At 69.9% G+C, this 20,786-nt stretch carries 17 protein-coding genes; 13 read left to right on the top strand and 4 right to left on the bottom strand.

What is annotated here, in order from left to right; all coding sequences use genetic code 11:
- Positions 1-64 precede the first annotated feature (64 nt).
- Together D4739_RS01040 and D4739_RS01035 are read right to left on the bottom strand one after the other, a co-directional pair.
- Positions 65-1,024 (bottom strand): lysylphosphatidylglycerol synthase domain-containing protein, encoded by a 960-nt coding sequence (locus tag D4739_RS01040; protein ID WP_120058871.1) that lies wholly within the window; start codon positions 1,022-1,024, stop codon positions 65-67.
- Positions 1,025-1,071: 47 nt separating this feature from the next.
- Positions 1,072-2,058 carry a GDP-mannose 4,6-dehydratase gene (locus D4739_RS01035; protein ID WP_120058870.1) on the bottom strand — a complete coding sequence of 329 codons (987 nt, stop codon included), beginning with the start codon at positions 2,056-2,058 and terminating at the stop codon, positions 1,072-1,074.
- A 112-nt stretch (positions 2,059-2,170) separates the two neighbouring features.
- Between D4739_RS01035 and D4739_RS01030 the strand changes: the two genes are divergently transcribed.
- The 10 genes from D4739_RS01030 to D4739_RS00985 all read left to right on the top strand — a co-directional run bounded on the left by D4739_RS01030 (position 2,171) and on the right by D4739_RS00985 (position 12,764).
- Complete coding sequence (locus tag D4739_RS01030; RefSeq protein WP_120058869.1) at positions 2,171-3,526, top strand: ArnT family glycosyltransferase; 1,356 nt, start codon at positions 2,171-2,173, stop codon at positions 3,524-3,526.
- Between the two features lie 93 nt (positions 3,527-3,619).
- On the top strand, positions 3,620-4,189 hold the full coding sequence (locus D4739_RS01025) for a YceD family protein (protein ID WP_120058868.1): 570 nt from the start codon (positions 3,620-3,622) through the stop codon (positions 4,187-4,189).
- A gap of 57 nt (positions 4,190-4,246) precedes the next feature.
- Positions 4,247-4,432 carry a 50S ribosomal protein L32 gene (gene rpmF / locus D4739_RS01020; protein ID WP_120058867.1) on the top strand — a complete coding sequence of 62 codons (186 nt, stop codon included), beginning with the start codon at positions 4,247-4,249 and terminating at the stop codon, positions 4,430-4,432.
- Positions 4,433-4,520: 88 nt separating this feature from the next.
- Complete coding sequence (rnc, locus tag D4739_RS01015; RefSeq protein ID WP_476638906.1) at positions 4,521-5,189, top strand: ribonuclease III; 669 nt, start codon at positions 4,521-4,523, stop codon at positions 5,187-5,189.
- Between the two features lie 115 nt (positions 5,190-5,304).
- Positions 5,305-6,222: a bifunctional DNA-formamidopyrimidine glycosylase/DNA-(apurinic or apyrimidinic site) lyase gene (gene mutM, locus D4739_RS01010; RefSeq protein ID WP_120058866.1), complete on the top strand. Its 918-nt coding sequence runs from the start codon at positions 5,305-5,307 to the stop codon at positions 6,220-6,222.
- Between the two features lie 42 nt (positions 6,223-6,264).
- Complete coding sequence (locus tag D4739_RS01005) at positions 6,265-7,170, top strand: rhomboid family protein (RefSeq protein WP_120058865.1); 906 nt, start codon at positions 6,265-6,267, stop codon at positions 7,168-7,170.
- 156 nt (positions 7,171-7,326) lie between these two features.
- On the top strand, positions 7,327-7,536 hold the full coding sequence (locus tag D4739_RS01000) for a hypothetical protein (protein ID WP_120058864.1): 210 nt from the start codon (positions 7,327-7,329) through the stop codon (positions 7,534-7,536).
- A 114-nt stretch (positions 7,537-7,650) separates the two neighbouring features.
- Positions 7,651-8,874 carry an MFS transporter gene (locus D4739_RS00995; protein ID WP_120058863.1) on the top strand — a complete coding sequence of 408 codons (1,224 nt, stop codon included), beginning with the start codon at positions 7,651-7,653 and terminating at the stop codon, positions 8,872-8,874.
- A 10-nt stretch (positions 8,875-8,884) separates the two neighbouring features.
- The gene (gene smc, locus D4739_RS00990; protein WP_120058862.1) at positions 8,885-12,439 is read left to right on the top strand and encodes a chromosome segregation protein SMC; all 3,555 of its coding nucleotides are present in this window, start codon (positions 8,885-8,887) and stop codon (positions 12,437-12,439) included.
- A 130-nt stretch (positions 12,440-12,569) separates the two neighbouring features.
- The gene (locus tag D4739_RS00985; protein ID WP_120058861.1) at positions 12,570-12,764 is read left to right on the top strand and encodes a hypothetical protein; all 195 of its coding nucleotides are present in this window, start codon (positions 12,570-12,572) and stop codon (positions 12,762-12,764) included.
- A 10-nt stretch (positions 12,765-12,774) separates the two neighbouring features.
- Here D4739_RS00985 and D4739_RS00980 read toward each other — a convergent pair whose 3' ends face one another.
- Complete coding sequence (locus D4739_RS00980) at positions 12,775-13,785, bottom strand: class I SAM-dependent methyltransferase (protein ID WP_182920251.1); 1,011 nt, start codon at positions 13,783-13,785, stop codon at positions 12,775-12,777.
- A 126-nt stretch (positions 13,786-13,911) separates the two neighbouring features.
- On the opposite strand from D4739_RS00980, the gene D4739_RS00975 reads away from it, so the two are divergent.
- Complete coding sequence (locus D4739_RS00975) at positions 13,912-17,073, top strand: glycosyltransferase (RefSeq protein WP_182920250.1); 3,162 nt, start codon at positions 13,912-13,914, stop codon at positions 17,071-17,073.
- Here D4739_RS00975 and D4739_RS00970 read toward each other — a convergent pair whose 3' ends face one another.
- Positions 17,074-18,087, bottom strand: a complete 1,014-nt coding sequence (locus D4739_RS00970; RefSeq protein WP_238473461.1) for a glycosyltransferase family 2 protein — start codon at positions 18,085-18,087, stop codon at positions 17,074-17,076.
- Positions 18,088-18,170: 83 nt separating this feature from the next.
- On the opposite strand from D4739_RS00970, the gene ftsY reads away from it, so the two are divergent.
- Both ftsY and D4739_RS00960 read left to right on the top strand, forming a co-directional pair.
- Positions 18,171-19,316 (top strand): signal recognition particle-docking protein FtsY, encoded by a 1,146-nt coding sequence (gene ftsY / locus D4739_RS00965; RefSeq protein WP_120058858.1) that lies wholly within the window; start codon positions 18,171-18,173, stop codon positions 19,314-19,316.
- Between the two features lie 155 nt (positions 19,317-19,471).
- On the top strand, positions 19,472-20,782 hold the full coding sequence (locus D4739_RS00960) for an ammonium transporter (protein WP_120058857.1): 1,311 nt from the start codon (positions 19,472-19,474) through the stop codon (positions 20,780-20,782).
- Positions 20,783-20,786: the final 4 nt, after the last annotated feature.

Genomic DNA, 20,786 nt, shown 5'->3' with positions numbered 1-20,786 from the left:
AAGGATGTGGGTCTGCGTTGACGACGGGCGAAGGCGGACGTCGCCCGGCAACGTTAGCGTGCAGTCACGCGGGGTGGCGCGGCGCCGGCGGGTTTCTCGGCAGGAACGATCCGAATCCCGCGAGCAGCAGATCCACGACGAGGAGCACCACTCGCGAGGCGACCGCGACGAGGAGCAGATCGGTGCCGTCCAGGACGCTGGCCAGCACGAGCACGAGTACGCCGTCGCGGACGCCGACTCCCGCGGGGACGGGGATGGCCAGGACTCCTACGCAAATCGCGAGGGAGATGGCGCCGACCGACAGCGGCAGCGTGTGGCTGTCCCATCCGGTGAGCGCGCCGACGAGGACAGCGACGTGTGCTCCCAGACAGACGAAGGAGCCGGCTCCCCAGAGGGCAGCGCGAACGGTGCTGCCGAGCGGGAGAGGCTGGTCGAGGGTGCCTGAACCGAGCTGCCCCGGGAGCAGGCGCAGCAGGAACGGGATCACGGGCGGGGCGATCAGCAGGAGGAGGAATGGCACCGCAAGGGCCGTCCACCAGAGCTGTCCGAGGGTGCCGGGAGCAGCGAAGGGCAGGAGGGCACACGCCAGCAGGAGCCCGACGGTCACCCCGATCAGCAGTGCGAGGAGGTTGGCGGCCAGCATCGTGCGCCGCGTGGCGCCGAAACGCCGCCCGGCCTCCATCTGGAGGACGATCGGCCAGACGGACCCGGGAAGGTACTTGCCCAGCTGGCTCAGGAAGTACACGCGAGCGCCGGTGCGCAACGGAATCCGGACCCCGAGTCCGGCAAGCGTCGCGCGCCACTCGAAGAAGGTGAAAGCGATGCCGAGTACGCCGAGGGCGAGGCTCGCGGCGACGGGCACGAGACCGATCTCCGCGATGGACGCGCTCAACTCGTCGCGCTGGCGCACGAGTGCCAGGACGGCTCCTGCCACCACGGCGGCCATGATCACCGCTCCGAGGACCGCGCGGACCCGGCTCGGCGAGCCGGCTTCCGCCGAAGCCGAGGGCTCACGTCCGCGCACGGAGACCGTTCCTTCCTGAGGTTGCGCCCGACAGCTGTAGAGGCATCTCAGAGGCCGGCGAGCTTCTTCTGCTCGGCCAGGTCGGAGTCGACCATCATGGCGACGAGTTCGGGGAAGTTGACCTTGGGTGTCCAGCCGAGGGTGGTGCGGGCTTTGGTGGAGTCGCCGATGAGGAGGTCGACTTCGGCGGGGCGCATGAAGCGGGGGTCTTGGCGGACGTAGCGTTCCCAGTCGTTGATGCCGACCTGGTTGAAGGCGAGGTCGAGGAGTTCGCGGATGGTGTGGGTTTCGTCGGTGGATACGACGTAGTCGTCGCCGTGGGGTTGTTGGAGCATGAGCCACATGGCTTCGACGTAGTCGCCGGCGTAGCCCCAGTCGCGTTGGGCGTCGAGGTTGCCCATGACGATTTCGTGTTGGAGGCCGAGTTTGATGCGGGCGACGGCCTGGGTGACTTTGCGGGTGACGAATTCGGGGCCGCGGCGGGGGGATTCGTGGTTGAACAGGATGCCGGAGGAGGCGTGCATGCCGTAGGACTCGCGGTAGTTGATGGTCATGTAGTGGCCGTAGACCTTGGCGACGCCGTAGGGGGAGCGGGGCCACAGGAGGGTTTCCTCGGACTGGGGGACCTGCTGGACCTTGCCGAACATCTCGGAGCTGGAGGCTTGGTAGAACTTGACGGAGGCGGGGTCGTTGCCGGCGTGGAGGCGGACGGCTTCGAGGAGGTTGAGGACGCCGAGTCCGGTGACGTCGGAGGTGACTTTGGCGTTTTCCCAGGAGTAGGCCACGAAGGAGATGGCGCCGAGGTTGTAGACCTCGGTGGGGTTGCTGTCGTTGAGTGCGCGCATGAGGCTGGACTGGTCGGTGAGGTCGCCGGTGAGGATCTTGACGTCGGGGAGTTCGCGTTCGACCATGGCGCGCTTGGGGTTGTTCTGCCCGCGCATGAGGCCGTAGACGTCGTATCCCTTGGAGAGCAGGAGTTCGGCGAGGTAGGGACCGTCCTGGCCGGTGATACCGGTGACAAGTGCGCTGGGCATGAGCTCCTCGATCGCTAGCAATTCGGCGTCACACTAACGGAGCAGAAACCGGGAGCGCGTCACGGTGCGGCACAGGACCGTCCTTCCTGGGCTGTCGCCTAGGCTACGCGCCATGGCTGACTCCTCCGCGACGCCCACCGCCAGGAAAGAGCCTCTCGGCCGCCTCGTTGCCGTGGTCCTGCTGGCGACGCTCTTCTCGGCATTCTTTGCCGGTTTCACCGCACTCCAGGTGAAGGGCTTCTCCCTCTACGACGAGCTGACCCACTCCGACTATGCCTTCCGTGTAGCGCACGGCGAGGTCCCGAGCGCCGGAAGCAAGCTCGCTCCGCAGGTCCGCGCCGAGGCCGCGTGCCGCGGTTTCGCGATGATGCCGGACCAGCACTTCCCCAAGATCGGCCGCTGCGGAGACCCCTCGCCGCCCTTCACGGTCGCGCGCGGTGAGAACTTCAACTTCGCGCACCCGCCGGTGTACTACGCGGTGACCGGCGTCGTCGCGCGGATCGGCGACACGGTGACGGCCGACTACCGGTTCATGACGTTTGCGCGCCTCACAGGCGTCCTCTGGCTGGCGGCAGCAGTGGTCGTGCTCTACCTCGCGATGCGGCGTTTCGGCGTGGGCTGGTGGACCTCCCTGCTCGGTGCGCTGCTCATGATCTCGTTGCCGATGGTCTTCTACGCCGACGCCACGGTCACCAATGACGCTCCCGCCGTCCTCTGTGGGGCGCTGGCCATGTTCCTCCTGGCCCGGGTCCTGGTCGACGGCCGGCGCGGTCTCGTGCTTCCGGCCGTCCTGGCGACCGCCGCGACGGCCACCAAGGTCATGTCGGGCCTTCCGTTCCTGCTGGTCGCCTTCGCCTGTCTGGTCCTGGCCCTCCGTGCGGTGCGCACGGACCGCCGCGACGCCGTACGCCTCGGTGGCGTCGCCGTGGTCATCCTCGTGAGCTTCGCGGTCGTGCACCTCGGCTGGGAGGTGTTCCAGTCGGGGCGCGGCGACTCTGCGTGGACCAACCCGGTGGCTGGCGCCAACACCGTCGCCGTCTCGGGCCTCCCGATTGACGAGGTGTTCGGGCCGTCGTTCCGCTTCCCGGTCCCGTTCGGGTCCGATGTCCGTCTGATGCCTCCGGCCCTCGACAACCTCGGCAGCACGTTGATGGTGCGGGTCTGGGGCCTGATCGTCCTGGCCGCGATCGGTGCGGTCCTCGCGCTCCGTAGTCGGTGGTCGCCGGCGTTCGTCGTCGCTGCGTTGGCGGCGGTGGGTGGCATCGCCTGGCCGTGGGTCGTCGAGGTGCAGGCGGCGATGTCCGGGTGGTACTTCCCGGCCCCGACGCCTCGCTATGCGCTCGCCCTCACCCCGCTATTCCTGCTCACCGTGGTGCTCGCGGTCGACGGCAAGCGTCTGGTCCGCAGCTTCACGGTCTTCTCCGCCATCGCCTTCGCAGTTTCGGCGTACACCGTGCTCAATGCCTGACGATCGAGCGGGAGGGCGGAGCACCCGTTTTGCTGACGAGCCCCGCGGACAGGTAAACTCCGTTCGTTCTGTTCTGCCCCGGATGAGAAGACGATGACTGACCACCTGGACCCGAGGGCGCCGCTCGTGCTCGACACTTACGAGCTCGGCCGCCGCCCGGGGTCCCAGCGGGAAATCACGCGGATCGTTCCGGCGCCGGCAGATCTTGGCATCGAGCTCCTCGGTGTCCCGGAAGGCTCGGAGATCGAACTCGATCTCCGGCTGGAAGCGGTCATGGAGGGCGTGCTGGTCACCGGGTCTGCGTTTGCCGACCTGGAGGGCGAGTGCGGTCGTTGCCTGGAGCCGATCCACGACGAGGTCGAGGCGACGTTCCAGGAGCTCTTCGTCTACAGCGACGAGGGACACGAGCCCGTTGACGAGGAAGAGGATGTCCACCGCATGGCGGGGGACCTGCTCGACCTCGAGCCGAGTTTGCGTGATGCGGTGGTGCTCGCACTGCCGTTCCAGCCCCTGTGCCAGGACGACTGTCCCGGTCTGTGCATCGAGTGTGGTGTGCGGCTCGCGGATGATCCGGACCACACGCACGAGGCGCCGATCGACCCGCGCTGGGCCGGTCTCGCAAACTTGCAGGACCAGCAGGACACCAGCACCACCACCGACTGAATGACCAATGAATGACCCGGGCCGAGCGGCCTGGATCATGAGCTTGAGGAGAAAACAGTGGCTGTCCCGAAGCGGAAGATGTCGCGGAGCAACACCCGTCACCGCCGTTCGGCGTGGAAGGCCGTTGTGCCGACCCTGACGACCTGCGCCAACCCCGCCTGCGGTGCCAAGCACCTCCCGCACCGTGCGTGCGGCGAGTGCGGCCAGTACGGCGCCAAGGCCGACCGCCGCCAGGTCCTCTGAACCACAAGGTTCACCCCTGACCACCTACGGCGAGCTGCGGGAAGCTCTCGGCGATCCGATCCTGGATCCTGAGCTGCTCGAGCGCGCCATGACGCACCGATCGTTCGCCTACGAGAACGGCGGTCTGCCGACCAACGAGCGCCTGGAGTTCCTGGGCGACTCGGTGCTCGGCATCGTGGTCACCGAATCGCTGTACCGCACCCACCCGGACCTCTCCGAGGGCCGGCTGGCCAAGCTGCGGGCGGCCGTCGTCAACGCGCGAGCGCTGGCCGAGGTCGCCCGCACCATCGGTCTCGGCGAGCACATCAAGCTCGGCAAGGGCGAGGAGAGCACCGGCGGCCGCGACAAGGCGTCGATCCTCTCCGACACCGTCGAGGCTGTCATCGGAGCGGTTTACCTCTCCGGCGGCTTCGAGGTTGCCGGCACCCTGATCCACCTTCTGTTCGACCCGCTCATGGAGGCCGCTGCCGGCCTCGGTGCCGGTCTGGACTGGAAGACCTCGCTCCAGGAGCTCTCCGCAGAGCGCTCCCTCGGTGTCCCCGAGTACGTCATCCAGGGCGCGGGGCCCGACCACATGCGCACCTTCACCGCGCAGGTCCGCGTCGGCAACCAGCTCTACGGCCACGGCGAGGGCCGCTCCAAGAAGGAAGCCGAGCAGCAGGCTGCCGAGACGGCGTACCGCGAGATCGCCGCGACGCCGGTTGACGGCGACGGCGATGCCGAGCTCGCCGCCACCACCGAGTCCATCAACAACTGACGGCCTGCGCTGTGGCAGTTTCACCGGCCAGCCGGTGAATCGGGCACTTGTTGTGCGGTGCACGACACGACAACCGACCGAATCGCGCGCGAAGTCCTGCACCTAGGATCTGCACGTGCCCGAACTGCCCGAGGTTGAAGTCGTACGCCGCGGACTGGAGTCGCACGCGCTCGACCGTCTGATCACGCGCGTCGACGTGCTCCACGAGCGCCCGGTACGCCGCGACCCGGCCGGGGCTTCCGGGTTTGCTGCCTCGCTGATCGGCCGCACGTTCACCGCGGCACGTCGCCGCGGCAAGTACCTCTGGCTCCCCCTGTCCCCGGCGTCCGCCGCGTCCGTGAGTGCCGGGGCGGCTGAGGAAGTTCCCGAAACTGGTGCCGACAGAGTCGATGCTGACGCGCTGCTCGGCCACCTGGGGATGTCCGGGCAGATGCTGGTGCAGCCCGTCGGTGCGCCTGACGAGAAGCACCTGCGGGTGCGCTTCGTCCTCGAGGACGGCAGCGAGCTCCGGTTCGTCGACCAGCGGATGTTCGGCGGGCTCTCCTTCTCGCCCGGCGGAGCCGAGCTGCCCGACGAGATCGCGCACATCGCACGTGACCTGCTCGACCCGGAGTTCGACCGCGACGAGTTCGTGCGGCGCGTCCGCAAGCGCACCTCGGCGATCAAGCGGCTCCTGCTGGACCAGAACCTCGTCAGCGGCGTCGGCAACATCTATGCCGACGAGGCGCTGTGGCGAGCGGGTCTGCACGGCGAGCGGCCGGGGGAGCGGCTGGCCGCCACCCAGGTGCGGGAGCTCGCGGCGCACGCCCACGACGTGATGACGGAGGCCCTCGCTCAGGGCGGCACCTCGTTCGATGCGCTGTACGTCAACGTCAACGGGCAGTCCGGCTACTTCGAGCGGTCGCTCAACGCCTACGGCCGCGAGGATGAGCCGTGCCGCCGGTGCGGCACCTCCATGCGGCGTACGTCCTTCATGAACCGTTCGTCGTACTTCTGCCCGGTCTGTCAGAAGCCGCCCCGCACGAGCCGGTGAAGTTCGGGCCGGAGCCGTCCACGGACCCCGTACGATGCCAGCGTGCGACGACGCTTCCGGCTCAGCCCCTCGGGTGGGGCACCCCACGACCCCTGGTTCCACATCGGCACGCTCGAGGTGGGAACCGCTGTTGGTGTCGCCCTGCTGAGTGCGATCGCCATGTTGTTCGGCGCGCTGACGCTGATGACTCCGATCCCGGGCAAGCTGATCCTGGACCCGGTCGCGATCGCCCATGGCGAGCTCTGGCGCATCGTGACGTGGCCGTTCGCCTACCCCGGCGGCATCGGCTTCTGGCCGGTCCTGACCATCGCCTTCTTCTGGTACTTCGGCAAGGACCTCGAGGACAACCTCCTGGGCCGCAAGCGGCTGCTCGAGTTCTTCATCGGCGCGACGCTGGTGTTCGCGGCCATCTCGGTGCTGCTCTACGTGTCGACCGGCCAGGTCGTTACGGACAGCGGGCTGAGCACGGTCGAGATGATGGTCCTGCTCGCCTGGATCGCTGAGTGGCCACACCGCAGGTTCATGTTCAACATCCCGGCCTGGGTCTTCGGCCTGGTGCTGGTGGCGGTCACGGTCCTCGGCGAGCTGCAGTACCGCTCCTGGGCATACCCGCTCTACCTGCTGATCGGCATCGCGATCTGCGCGATCATCGCCCGCTCGCTCGGGATGCTCTCCGAGCACCACATCATCCCGCACCTCTCCCGCCCGAAGCGCGCTCCGAAGCCGCCGCGGTCGTCGCGCTCGCCCCGGCACCCGTCGAGCCGCGGGCCCCGAGTCGTCGCCGGGCCGTGGGAGGGGTCGAGCCTCCCGGCCGGCCCCAGGGAGTCGCACGACGAGGCGCGGATGAACGCCCTGCTGGAGAAGATCCACGCCAACGGCCAGGACTCGCTCAGCGAGGACGAGAAGGCCGAGCTCCTCGCGCTCCGCGATCGTCTCCGCCGCCGCTGACCCGCCGCTGGGCGCGGCGCTGGGCGGGGCGCGTTCTGGGGCCGCTGGGGTGTCGATCACGTCAGATTGACTCGCGCGCAGCGCAGTGCGACCCTTGAAGACGGCCCCGCGAACGGTCGGGACCAGCGATTTCACTCCCACGTTCGGAGGATTTTCATGGCCAAGGCGCTCCTCGGTTACATGAGCAGCGACCTGCGTGACCCCTCGCGACCCCTGGCGAACCGGCTTGCCGCCGAGAACCGCCAGCTCCGCGAGCGCGTCCTTGACCTCGAGGCTCTCATCGTCCGCTTGCAGGACGAGAACGACCGGCTTGCCGCGGCTCAGGAGAACTCCTGGGCCGACCTCGAGGAGATGCAGCCGGCCTGAGGCCGGTTCGCTGACAGTGCGCACCTCCGGGTGCTCGCGTCCCTTCCCTGCGCCCGCGTCACGGGCGGGGCTGATTCAACCGGGACGTCTCGTCCCGCGTAACCTGCTCTCCTTGTGAGTGCCCTTGCCGACCGCGTCGTCCCCGCGCGTCTGGGTGACGGCGTGCGCCGGCTGCTGCCGGCGGTCTGGCTGACCCACGTGGTCGACGGTGTCGCCCTCGCCGCGGGCCCGCTCGCGGTCGCGTCGGTGACGCACGCCCCGCTGCCGATCGCGCTGGCCGTGGCGCTCCAACGGGTCCCGTTCCTCCTCCTCGGACCGTACGCCGCGGCGCTGGCCGACCTCGCCCACCGCCGGACCCTCGTCGTCGTCGGCAACGGACTGCGCGCGTGCGTGCTGCTCTTGCTGGCGCTCGCGATCGGGACCGGGCACGCCTCGGTCGGGGGACTGCTGTCCGCGCTGCTCGTGCTCGGTGTGCTCGAGACTGTCGTCGATGCCGCCACAGGGCCGATCGGCGCGATGCTGGTCACCGAGCCGGACGACCTGGCCACCCTCACCGACCGGGTCGACGCCGGCTTCATGCTCGGCACCCAGCTGCTCGGTCCCGCGCTCGGTGCGTTGCTCTTCACCGTCGGCGGTGGTGTTCCGTTTGCAGCGCAGGCCTCCCTGCTGGTCCTGGCTGCTTGGGTGCTGTCCGGCCTGGTGCTTGCCGGCCCGGCTCGCGCGGCCGGGCGGCGCCGGCGGAGCGCCCGCACGCGTCGCCCGATCCGCACCGGGCTGCGCCGGATCGCCGTCGACCCTGCGCTGAGCGCGCTTGCGCTGGCCGCGATGGCGTCGCAGGCGGCCTGGGCGGCGGGGTGGTCCCTGCTCGTGCTCTACGCCGCCGACCAGCTCGGCGTGGGGCCGGTCGGCTTCGGACTGTTGATCAGCGCCGGTGCTGCGGGTGGGCTCGCAGGTGTGCTGCTTGAGGACAGGATCGCCCGTCTGACCGCTCCGGGTCGGCTGCTGAGGGCTGGCCTGCTGGCGGAGGCCGTGGGCTACTCGGCGCTGGCGCTCACGACCGTCGCCTGGCTGGCCTACGTGGCCGTTGCCCTGCTCGGGGTCGTCGCTGTCGTGTGGAGCGGACAGCTCCGGGCCGAGCGTCGAGCCAGGGTCGCGCCGGTCGCTTCCGAGGCCGTCTCGGCGGCCGTGGTGGCCCTCGCACTGAGCTCGATCGTCGCCGGATGCGTGGCCGGTGGCCTGCTGGCGACCGTCGGCGGCGTCGCCGCGGCGTACTGGGGCGCGGCGGCCGTGTCGCTCGCCGCGCTCGGGTTGCTCTGGCGCAGGCTCGCTGCGTTGTAGTCTGCGATTCGTGTACCTGAAGAGCCTGACCCTCAAGGGCTTCAAGTCCTTCGCGTCCTCCACGACCCTGCAGCTCGAGCCCGGCATCACCTGCATCGTCGGACCCAACGGTTCGGGCAAGTCCAATGTCGTCGACGCGCTGGCGTGGGTGATGGGTGAGCAGGGCGCGAAGTCGCTGCGCGGCGGCAAGATGGAGGACGTCATCTTCGCCGGCACCGCCGGGCGCCCGCCGCTCGGCCGCGCCGAGGTCCAGCTGACCATCGACAATTCCGACGGCGCCCTCCCGATCGAGTACGCCGAGGTCACGATCGCGCGGACGATGTTCCGCAACGGTGGCTCGGAGTACGCCATCAACGGCCAGACCTGTCGTCTGCTCGACGTGCAGGAGCTGCTCAGCGACTCTGGCATCGGTCGGGAGATGCACGTCATCGTCGGCCAGGGCCAGCTCGACCAGATCCTGAGGGCCACTCCGGAGGAGCGGCGCGGCTTCATCGAGGAGGCTGCTGGCGTCCTCAAGCACCGCAAGCGCAAGGAGAAGGCGCTCCGCAAGCTCGACTCCACCGAGGCCAACCTGCACCGGCTCAACGACCTGCTGGTCGAGATCCGCCGCCAGCTCAAGCCGCTGGGCCGCCAGGCCGAGGTGGCCCGCCGGGCCGCCACCGTCCAGGCCGACGTCCGCGACGCGCGCGCCCGCCTCCTCGCAGATGACCTAGTGACCGCTCGCACCTCGCTCGAGCAGGAGATGGCCGACGAGACCGTGCTCGTGCAGCGTCGCGCCGAGGTCGAGGCGTCGATCGCGCAGGCTCGCGAGGTCGAGGCCTCGCTCGAGGCCGCTCTGCGTGAGGACCTGCCCGCACTGTCGCGCGCCCAGGAGACCTGGTTCGCGCTCTCGGGGCTGCGCGAGCGGCTGCGTGGCACGCAGTCACTGGCGTCCGAGCGGGTGCGCAACGCTGCTGGCCAGGCCGAGGTGACGACCCACAACGGACGCGACCCCGAGCAGCTCGAGGCCGACGCCGAGCGTGCGCGTGGCCAGGAGCAGGCCATCTCCCTCGAGGTCGACGGCCACCGCGTGGCCATGGATGACGCGATCGCCTGGCGCAAGAGTGCCGAGGACGCAGCAGCCGAGGAGGAGCGCCGCATTGCCGGCCTCCAGCGGGCCGCTGCCGACCGCCGTGAGGGCCTGGCCCGGCTCACCGGTCAGGTCAACGCCCTCAAGTCGCGTGCCGCCGCCGCTGCCGACGAGGTCGGCCGCCTCACCCTCGCCCGTGAGGACGCCAACGCCCGGGCCGAGCGCGCCCAGCGTGACTTCACCGCGCTGGAGACCAAGGTCGCCGGCCTCGACGCCGGCGAGGAGGGCCTCGACGCCGAGCACGAGGCAGCCATGGGCGTGCTCGACGACCTCGAGGAACGACTCGCCAAGATGCAGTCCGAGGCAGCCGAGCTGGAGCGCGAGCGCTCCGCGCTGGCTGCCCGTCGCGAGGCCCTGGAGATCGGTCTCAACCGCAAGGACGGCGTCGGTGCGCTGCTCGCCGCCTCCGACTCGGTCTCCGGGCTGCTCGGCTCCGTCGCCGCGCTCCTGACGGTCAGCCCCGGCCACGAGGCCGCGGTGGCTGCCGCCCTCGGATCCGCTGCTGACGCGATCGCCGTTGCTGACGCCGATGCCGCGATCGGCGCCATCGGCCGCCTCAAGACCGACGACCTGGGCCGTGCCGGCATCGTGCTCGGCGGTGGCCCGGCCGTCTCGCGTGGCGACTGGCCGAGCCTGCCGTCCGGCGCGGCGTACGCCGTCGACGTGGTCGAGTGCCCCGACGGTCTCACCCCTGCGCTCGCACGCCTCCTTTTCAAGATCGCCGTCGTGCAGGACCTCGCTGCGGCGAAGGCACTGGTCGAGGGCCTGCCCGACGTCACCGCGGTCACCCGCGACGGGGACCTGCTCGGTGCGCACTTCGCGGCCGGAGGCTCGTCCGCGCAGCCCAGCCTGATCGAGATCCAGGCCGCCGTCGACGACACCAGTGCCCAGCTCGCCGAGGCCACCGCAGCGTCCGAGCGCCTGGTCTTCGAGACCTCGCGGCTCGAGGCGGAGCGCCTCGACGCGCAGAAGCGCGCGGATGTCGCCCTCGCCAAGCTGCACGAGTCCGATGCCACGCTGGCAGCCGTCGCGGAGGAGCTGGGCCAGTACGGTTCCCAGTCCCGTTCGGCACGTGCCGAGGCCGAGCGCATCGCGGAGGCCATCGCCAAGGCCGAGGAGGCGCGCGACCGCGACGCCGCGGGCCTGGCCGAGCTCGAGGCCCGGCTCGCGACCGCGGTGGATGCTCCCGACGAGGAGCCCGACACCAGCGTCCGCGAGCAGCTGATCGAGGCGGCCCGTGCCGCCCGTCAGGGCGAGATGGATGCACGCCTCGCCCTGCGCACCTCCGAGGAGCGGGCGCGTGCACTGCACGGCCGCGCCGACGCGCTGCTCCGCCAGGCCCGTCAGGAGCGGGAGACCCGCCAGCGTGCCGCCGAGCGGCGCGAGCGGCTGCTCCGCGAAGGTCGGGCCGCAGAGGCCGTCCAGGTCGGAGTGCGTGCTGCCCTTGCAGCGCTCGAGCGCTCCATCGACCTGGCCGCCCACGCGCGGACCGCCGTCGAGCAGGCCCGTTCCGGACGCGAGCACGAGCTGCTCGCCATCCGCACCACGCTTCGCGACCTCGGTCGCGAGCACGACGAGCTGGTCAACTCGGTGCACCGCGACGAGATGGCCCGCGCCCAGCAGCGCATGCGCATCGAGCAGCTCGAGGAGCGCGCGCTCGAGGAGCTCGGGCTCGACGCCGAGGGCCTGATCAACGACTACGGACCGGCGAACCTGATCCCGTTCGTGGGCGAGCTGGAAGACGGGCAGGAGGCCCCCGAGCCCGCTTCGTTCGTGCGCGAGGAGCAGGCCAAGCGGCTCAAGACGGCCGAGCGGGCGCTGGCGATGCTGGGCCGGGTCAACCCGCTCGCCCTCGAGGAGTTCACGGCCATGGAGGAGCGCCACAAGTTCCTCACCGAGCAGCTCGAGGACCTGAAGAAGACCCGCAAGGACCTCCTGGACATCGTCAAGGAGGTCGACGCCCGCGTCGAGCAGGTCTTCGTCGAGGCGTGGGAGGACGTCCGCGTCGCGTTCGACCACGTCTTCTCCCGGCTGTTCCCCGGTGGCGAGGGTCGGCTGATCCTCACCGACCCCGACAACATGCTGACCACCGGCATCGAGGTCGAGGCTCGCCCGCCCGGCAAGAAGGTCAAGCGGCTCTCGCTGCTCTCCGGTGGCGAGCGCTCGCTGGTCGCGGTCGCCTTCCTGGTCGCGCTCTTCAAGGCCCGCCCGTCGCCGTTCTACATCCTCGACGAGGTCGAGGCGGCGCTCGACGACACCAACCTCGGTCGGCTGCTCGAGATCTACGAAGAGCTGCGCGAGAACTCCCAGCTGCTGGTGATCACCCACCAGAAGCGCACGATGGAGGTGGGTGACGCGCTCTACGGCGTGACGATGCGTGGCGACGGTGTCTCGGCCGTCATCAGCCAGCGTCTGCGTGAGGCTGCCAACGCCTGATCCGACAGGCATGGCGTGATGCGCGCCACGATCGGGCGTCCCCGGCTCCTGCTGGCAACCTCCAGTTTCCTTTGCCATGGCACGATGTCGCCGACCCAGGAAAAATCGACTCACTCGGGGTGAATCACTGATGTTCCTTATCCTGCTGGTGCTTCTGGCTGCCGTTGCCGTGGCAGCTCTCGTCGTCCTGTACGTCGCCTACCCACACCGCGGCGAAGAGATCCCGCGCGCCGCGTGGCTGGGCGATGCGCTCGCGCGAGGTCGCTCCGCGCTGCCGGTGCTCACCGAGGACGACGCCCACCGCCCGCTGACGTCGCGTCGTTGATCGCTGGCTCTCAGCCGGTCGTGACGTCCATGAGGGTGGCCCGGCCCAGGTAGCCCACGAAGGCCAGGTCGCGACCGGCGACCGGACGCGAGGTCCAGTCCTCGACGATCTCCTGCTCGGCCTCGCGGTCGGTGTCGTCGAGGATCACCAGCGCGCCGTTGTTGAGGCTGGGCGCGAACGTGTCCCATGCCGGCTGGCGCGCGAGACGGGCCGAGGCTCCGGGCGGGCCGTCCACGAACAGGACGTCCACTCCGTCGAGCTCGGGGAGCCCGGCGGTGGAGTACCACTGCCGTCCCACCTGTCCCGGAAGGTCGGTCAGCGGTGCGTGGATCACCGTGGCGTAGTCGGACAAGCCGTGGCGGCGCAGCTCCTCCCGGGTGCGCTCCGCGTACGACGCGTCGTGGTCGAGGGAGATGACCTTGCCGCCGCCGCGCTTGCGCAGGGCGGCCGCGGTCCAGACGGTCGAGGAGCCTGAGCCGCACTCGACAACAGTCGGGTGCTCGGCGCGGGTCAGGACGATCGAGACCAGTTCCGCGATGGTGCGGTTGGTTGCCGCCCAACCGCCGAGGGTCGGCATCGTGGCGGTCCCGGGCAGCAGCTCGTCCTGGAGGCGAGCCAGGTTCACGGTCTCGCTCGCGGTCGCGTCCACGGAGTGGGTGAGGGCGAGAATGCGACGGCGCAGCTCGTCGTACCGGCCCGCTGCTCGGGAGAGCTCCGGCGTGGGGTCCTGACGCTTCTCCAGCGTGGCCACGATCTTGGCGACCTCGGAAAGCCCGGCGTTCGTCCGTCGGACCTGGCGCCCGAGCTGCTGGTGGCGCTCACGCTGTCCGTGGGCCGTTTCCTGGAGCGTCCGGCTGAAACCCCACAGGAGATAGGCGAGGGCAACGGGGACAAGGCTCAGCGCCGCAACCGCCCACCGAACGGATCCGGCGGCTGCCAGCACCGCTGCCGCGACGCCGGCTGCTGCCATGCCGACGTAGGCCAGCTGGCGGAGCACATGAAGCGCTTGTTTCGAACCCACTGATGACTCCTTCGAATGTGCCTGTCCGCAGATCGTAGAGCGTCCGACGAATGGCAACGGACGACGGCTACCGCGTTGACGCCGTGGCAGGATGACCGTCGACCTGTCTCGGCAAAAGGGGAATCGATGGCGAACGAACTGACGCGACGCGCACGACGGGTTGCCAGGCGGGCAATCAATCGGGTGCAGTCGGGCCAGGACCCGGTCCACGCATCGCTGAAGGTGCTTGCGTCCTCGACCCTGTTCGATCTGGACTGGTACAACCTGCAGCTCGAGCGTGGCGCGAGCCCCCTCGATCGGCGCCAGGCGATTCGCCACTATCTCTCCACCGGCCGGAGCGGCGGTCTGACCCCGCACCCGCTGGTCGACCCCACCTTCCTTGCCGAGCAGCTCTCGCTCGAGGACGACCGCGACCCCCTCACGGTCTACCTCCAGCGTCGGCGCTGGAGGTACCGCACGCATCCGCTCTTCCGGGTCGGCCCCTACGTGGCGAAGTTCCCCGCAGCGCGTGACCACCGTGACGGACCGATCGGCCACTACGTCGAGGTCGGTGCGCCTGCCGGCGCCCACGCCAACGAATGGCTCCCGGTCGATGACGACGGACGCCAGCCGGACCTCTGCGCCTGGCTCCGCGAGCGTCTGGTCGAGTGGCGTGAACGTGAGTCGCCCATGGCCCCGGACCTGGTCCGTCAGGCGCCTGGCCCGGAGGCCGACGCCGCGCGCGCCCGACTCGCCGGTGTCCGGCCCGCGCCCTCCACGTCCGGTCCGCTCGTCAGCGTCGCGATCATCGGTGGCTATGTGCCCGAGCGGCTCGCGGACACCCTCCGGTCCGTGGCCGCGCAGACCGAGGTCTCGTGGGAGGCCTTCGTCCTCGTCGAGGACGCGTCGCTGGCGGCCCTTGCCCTCGAGGAGGTGCCGGGACAACGCGTCACGGTGCTCGAGGTCGGGCAGAACGTGGGCCTCGGCGTGCGCGAGGCCGTCGAGCGTGCCACGGGTGAGTACGCCGCGGTGATCACCGCCGGCGAGACCTGGTCGGCCGATCGTCTCCGGTTGGCAGTTGCTGCCGCCCGTTCCGGCGGCGCTGACCTTGTCGCCGACGTGCTCAAGGTGGAGCGCGGCGACTCGATTCGCTACGGTGCGGCTCGCCTGGCAGGCGGTCGCGTGGTGAGCCGCCAGACCATCGACATCTCCCGGGTCGTCGCACGGCGCGACCTGGTTGCGTCCGCGGCGATCGACTGGTCCCAGGACATCTGGGCATGGCTTCTCGTCACTGCCCTGACCGACCACTCCCGGGTGGAGTACCTCCCGGTGGTTGGCACCACCCGCGACCAGTCTGTCCGGATGCGGGCGCTGCGCCCGCTCCGCCGGTGGCAGCGGCTGCGTTACGCGCCGCTGGACACCGCGCCCGACCGGGCGCTGCGTGACCGGCTCATCGACTGGTCGGAGATCGAGGAGCGCACGCCGGAAGCCGACGTGGTGTCGGTCCTGATCCCCACCTACCGTGACTGGCGGATGACGACCGACGCGGTCGCCGCACTTGCCCAGACCGAGACCGATCTCGAGATCGACTGCATCGTGCACGACGACGGCGGCGACGCCATGAGCGCGGTCATCCTCGACAGCCTGCCGCTCCGCTTCCCGGGTGTCCGGGTCATGCACGACAACATCAACCGCGGCTTCGCCATGGCCAACAACCTGGCCTTCGCGCATGCCCGCGGAGCTGTGGTCGTGCTCCTCAACAACGACACCGAGGTCGAGCCGGGCTGGCTCACGCCGCTGGTCAGCGCTCTGGAGGACCCTCAGGTCCTCGGTGTCCAGTCGCTGTTGCTCTTCCCGACCGGCACGATCCAGTCGGCCGGCGTCGCGTTCCCGTCGTGTGTCGGGATTCCGCACGAGTTCCTCGGTGGCTTCCCTCGCGAGGACGCCGAGGGCATCGAGCAGCTGCGGTTCCACGCACTCACCGGTGCCGCCCTTGCCGTCCGGCACGCCGACCTGACGGCAGTGCGTGGCCTGGACCCGATCTATCGCAACGGCATGGAGGACATCGACCTGTGCCTGCGCCTCGCCGACGTCCGCGAGGGCCACTTCGTCGTCCGGCCCGACTCAGTGGTCATCCACCACGAGTCGCGTAGCGAGGGCCGCTTCAAGAAGTCCCGCCAGAACCGCGCCGTCCTGCTCGAGCAGTGGCGCGACCGCCTGCCGGCGGATGACGTGAAGCTGTGGGGCACGCGCGGGTTCACCGTCGTCGATCACGAGGTGGTTCACCACCGCGACGAGATCGGATCGGTCGGGGCGCCGTCGCCTGTGCTCGTGCGCACGGACCGGTTGCCGGGCCGGGCCCAGGTCTCGGAGGCGCCGCCGCGACTGCGCTGGTCCATCAAGAACCCGGCCCCCGCGGGCAAGGCCGGCGAGCACTGGGGCGACACCCACTTCGCCCGTGCCGTCGCAGGAGCGCTTCGCGAGCTCGGGCAGCAGGTCGTCATCGATGCCCGCCCGGAGTTCTACCGTTCGTCGGGGCGCCACGATGACGTGAACCTGGTGCTGCAGGGACTCGCGCCCTATCAGCCGTTCGCCGAGAGCGTGAACCTGGTCTGGGTGATCTCCCACCCCGAACGCTTCCACGCAGCGCAGGCGCACTACTTCGACCGCGTTCTCGCCGCCAGCGTCTCGTGGGCCGAGCAGACCTCGCGCGAATGGGGACGCAGGGTGGAGCCGCTGCTCCAGGCGACCGATCCGGAGTCCTTCCACCCGGACCGCGCGGTGCCCGACACCGGGCACCCGGTCCTGTTCGTGGGCAGCTCGCGCAACGTGAGTCGGCCGATCGTGGCGGATGCCGTCGAGCAGGGCCTTCCCCTGTCGATCTACGGAGGGCAGTGGAAGGAGTTCGTCCACAAGCGCTACATCAAGGGCGAGTACCTCCCCAACGCGGATCTCGGGGCGGCGTACCGGAGCGCAGGAGTGGTGCTCAACGACCACTGGGAGGACATGCGGGTCGAGGGCTTCGTGTCCAACCGCCTCTTCGATGCGGCCGCGAGCGGTGCCCGGGTCATCACCGATGACGTCGCAGGACTCGGTGACACCTTCGGCAACCTCGTGCAGGTCTACCGGACGCCCGAGGATCTCGTGCGCCTGTCCTCGATGGTCAACCCCGACGAAGTGTTCGGAGACGACGCCTACCGGCGCGAGGTGGCCGCACGGATCGCGCGCGAGCACTCGTTCCACGCTCGTGCGGAGCGGCTGGTCGAGGTCGCGATCGAGGAGCGGAAGCGGCGCGGCTTCAGCCTCTGATCACGCGGGAGCAGTGGCGAGCCGGTCCTCGGCCAGCCAGCGCCGACCTGCCGCAGCGCCGGCCTCGTGCTCTGCGTCCGGGACCGGGTGGTCGCGGTCCGGGCCCACGACGGCCTCCAGCTGCTGGGGGAGGACCGCCCGCCCGGCCAGACCGATCAGGTGCTGCGAGAGCCAGCCGTCGTGCTCGTAGTGACCTTCTGGGACACCGCGCTCGATCTCGCCGCGAGTGGGCGTGCGGGCGAGGTAGGCCTCCTGGAGGCGCCCCGCCTTGTAACGGCGGTAGTCAGCCATGCCGTGGTGGTTCTTGCTCGGCTTGAGCTCGGGGTTGCCCTCGTAGGCCTTGCCGGCGTTGACCACCTTGCGCTCGAGCTGCGCCCACGAGCGCCAGGGCAGGTGGTAGACCTCCATGGCGACCTCGGCCGGCGGCTGGCCGTTGGAGAGCAGCGAGACGAAGTGGTTGCCCTGGGCGACGACGATGTCGGACTCGCCACGGTGCACGCAGTTCGGCGTCGGGTGGGCGTGGATGCCGATCTCGTGGAGCTGCTCGACCGGGCGGTGGTCGCGCCAGTCGAGCCTGCCGATGCCGCCGCCGCTCCAGGCCGGGGGGCCGACGAGGTTGACGACCTCGGTGGTGAACGCGTTCAGGTGCAGGCTGGTGCGCGACAACGCCTCGCGCACGGTCAGCTGCTTGTCAACGGGGACGAGGAACTCGTCGGCGTCGAGGTTGAGGACCCAGTCTGCCCGGTGCTCGGTGCGCGCGCGTCGGGCCATGCCCGTGACCACCTTGCTCTGCTGCTTCTTGTGCAGTGGATCGTGGTGCAGCTCGACACGTTCGGTCGCGGCGTACGCCTCGAGGACCTCGGTGGTGCCGTCGACCGACGCGTTGTCGGTGACGATGATCAGGTCAGCGCCCTGGTCGAGGGTGTGCTCGATCATGGCGGCGACGATGTCGACCTCGTCGCGGACCATCATCGTCGCGATGATGCGGAGGCGGGCGTCGGGCGTTCCAGTCATGCCGGGAGACTATCCGTGCAGCCCGCGGTGGACGGACACGGTGGTTTGCCGGCTCGCGCGTGCCGCGTGATTGGATTGGCGGCATGGGTGCTCTCGCTGACCAGCTCTACCTCCTCATCGGCATCGGCGTCCTCGGACTGCTGCTCATCGTCGGACTGGTCGGCACGGCCGTGCGCCGGCGCCCGCGCGGCAGTGGCGCCGACGTCCTCGCGCGTCCCGACACCGACGAGCCCCAGGTTGCGGACGCCGGTGGCGGCGCCGCGACCGCAACAGCCGAGGCGCCCACGCTCGAGCCGACTCTCGAGAAGCCTGAAGGCACCGCGAGTCGCCTGGTCCGCCTGCGGCAGCGCCTCTCCGGTTCGCAGTCCGGCCTCGGTCGTGGCCTGCTCGCACTGCTCTCGCGCGACCGTCTCGACGAGGACACGTGGGAGGACATCGAGGACACCCTGCTGTCGGCGGACATCGGCGTCGCGCCCACGCAGCAGCTCGTCGAGCGACTGCGCACCCGCATGCGCGTCGAGGGCGCGGACGCCGCGTCTCCCCGCGACGTGCTCCGCGAGGAGCTGATCAACCTCGTCGACCCGACGATGGACCGCCGTCTCCAGATCAGCGGATCCGACGGCAAGCCCGGTGTGGTCCTCGTCGTCGGTGTCAACGGAGCCGGCAAGACGACCACGGTCGGCAAGATCTCGCGCATCCTCGTCGCCCAGGACAAGACCGTCGTCCTCGGCGCAGCGGACACGTTCCGCGCAGCCGCCGTCGACCAGCTCGCCACCTGGGGCGAGCGGGTCGGCGTACCCGTCATCCGCGGCGCCGAGAACGGTGACCCGGCATCGGTGGCCTTCGAGGCCGCCAAGGCAGCCGTCGACGGTGGGTACGACGTCGTGCTGGTCGACACCGCGGGTCGCCTGCAGAACAAGGCCGGCCTCATGGACGAGCTCGGCAAGGTCAAGCGCGTCATCGAGAAGCAGGCACCCGTCACCGAGGTGCTGCTCGTCCTCGACGCCACCACCGGCCAGAACGGCATGATCCAGGCCCGGGTCTTCTCCGAGGTCGTCAACGTGACCGGCATCGTGCTGACCAAGCTCGACGGCTCGGCGAAGGGCGGCATCGTCGTCGCGGTCCAGCGGGAGCTGGGCGTGCCGGTCAAGCTGGTCGGCCTGGGCGAAGGCCCCGACGACCTCGCGCCGTTCGAGCCCGAGGCGTTCGTCGACGCGTTGCTGGGCTGAGGGCGACCCGCCCAACGACTTAACCTGCGCGAAACATTGGGGATTGCGCGACGAAACCCTCAACCACCAGAGTGCTTCCAATCGGTGGACCCCCGCTGCCGCTACGGCGGTCGCGATGCGGAGGGCCCGCCACGTAGAACTCTCCTGGAGGTTTGATGGACGGCTACTACGCCTTCTTCATCGTCGCGACGGCCCTGGTGCTGATGATGACGACGCCAGCTCTCGCGCTCTTCTACGGCGGCATGTCCCGGTCGAAGTCCGTGCTCAACATGATGATGATGTCGTTCGTCTCGATGGGCGTCGTCGGCATCGTCTACGTGCTCTGGGGCTGGTCGATGTCCGGCCTGGACGACGCGAACGGCTTCGCCAACGGCAAGCTGATCGGCAAGGTCTTCGAGGGCTTCGCGCTCAACAACGAGACCTGGTCGGTCGACACCGTTGACGGCACCGGGTCGACCTACCTGTGGGTCGCCTTCCAGCTCACCTTCGCGGTCATCACCGCTGCCCTGATCTCCGGCGCCATCGCGGACCGGGTGCGCCTGCGCGCCTGGGTCGTCTTCATCGCGATCTGGGTCACCGCGGTCTACTTCCCGGTCGCCCACAACGTGTGGGGCATGGGTTGGCTGACGCAGCACGTGACGGCGCTCGACTACGCCGGCGGCACGGTCGTCCACATCAACGCCGGTGTCGCGGGCCTCGTCCTCGCGATCATCATCGGCAAGCGAGTCGGGTTCGGCAAGGAGCCGATGAAGCCGCACAGCCTGCCGCTGACCATGATCGGAGCGGGCCTGCTCTGGTTCGGCTGGTACGGCTTCAACGTCGGCTCGATCGTCTTCTACGGCGGCTTCGACACCGCCGAGGCGACCAGCGACGCCCAGCTCGCGTTCCTCGGCGAGACCGGCGCGACCTTCCTCAACACGACGCTCGCCACGATGGCCGCCATGCTTGCCTGGCTCCTCGTCGAGCGTGTGCTGCACGGCAAGGCCTCTGCCCTGGGCGCGGCCTCGGGCATCGTGTCCGGCCTGGTCGCGATCACCCCGGCCTGTGGTGCCGTCGACATCTTCGGCGCCCTGGCCATCGGCGTGGTCGCCGGTGCCTTCTGCGCCGTGGCGGTCGGGCTGAAGTACAAGTTCGGCTTTGACGACTCGCTCGACGTGGTCGGCGTCCACCTCGTCGGCGGACTCGTCGGCGCGCTGCTGATCGGCCTGCTCGGCACCGACGAGGCCCCGCAGGGCATCGATGGCCTCTTCTACGGCGGCGGCTTCACGCTGCTCGGCGACCAGGCGCTCGCGGTGCTCTTCACGGTCGTGTGGTGTGGTGTGCTGACCACGGTCATCGGCCTGGCGATCAAGTACACGATTGGCTGGCGCGTCTCGGCGGAGGAAGAGGTCGACGGCATCGACTTCGCCGAGCACGGCGAGTCGGCGTACGACCTGGCCACCTCCACGTCGTCCGCCCTCAACTGACCTC

The sequence above is a fragment of the Nocardioides cavernaquae genome (genome assembly GCF_003600895.1).
GTDB classification, from domain to species: Bacteria; Actinomycetota; Actinomycetes; order Propionibacteriales; family Nocardioidaceae; genus Nocardioides; species Nocardioides cavernaquae.
This window is presented reverse-complemented; position numbering and strand designations above follow the sequence as displayed.

What these genes read in the sequence shown, in the direction of transcription:
- D4739_RS01035 (WP_120058870.1), bottom strand. Translation starts at nt 2,058, where the DNA reads ATGCCCAGCGCACTTGTCACCGGTATCACCGGCCAGGACGGTCCCTAC.
- D4739_RS01030 (WP_120058869.1), top strand. Translation starts at nt 2,171, where the DNA reads ATGGCTGACTCCTCCGCGACGCCCACCGCCAGGAAAGAGCCTCTCGGC.
- D4739_RS01025 (WP_120058868.1), top strand. Translation starts at nt 3,620, where the DNA reads ATGACTGACCACCTGGACCCGAGGGCGCCGCTCGTGCTCGACACTTAC.
- rnc (WP_476638906.1), top strand. Translation starts at nt 4,521, where the DNA reads ATGACGCACCGATCGTTCGCCTACGAGAACGGCGGTCTGCCGACCAAC.
- D4739_RS01000 (WP_120058864.1), top strand. Translation starts at nt 7,327, where the DNA reads ATGGCCAAGGCGCTCCTCGGTTACATGAGCAGCGACCTGCGTGACCCC.
- D4739_RS00985 (WP_120058861.1), top strand. Translation starts at nt 12,570, where the DNA reads ATGTTCCTTATCCTGCTGGTGCTTCTGGCTGCCGTTGCCGTGGCAGCT.
- D4739_RS00975 (WP_182920250.1), top strand. Translation starts at nt 13,912, where the DNA reads ATGGCGAACGAACTGACGCGACGCGCACGACGGGTTGCCAGGCGGGCA.
- D4739_RS00970 (WP_238473461.1), bottom strand. Translation starts at nt 18,087, where the DNA reads ATGACTGGAACGCCCGACGCCCGCCTCCGCATCATCGCGACGATGATG.
- ftsY (WP_120058858.1), top strand. Translation starts at nt 18,171, where the DNA reads ATGGGTGCTCTCGCTGACCAGCTCTACCTCCTCATCGGCATCGGCGTC.
- D4739_RS00960 (WP_120058857.1), top strand. Translation starts at nt 19,472, where the DNA reads ATGGACGGCTACTACGCCTTCTTCATCGTCGCGACGGCCCTGGTGCTG.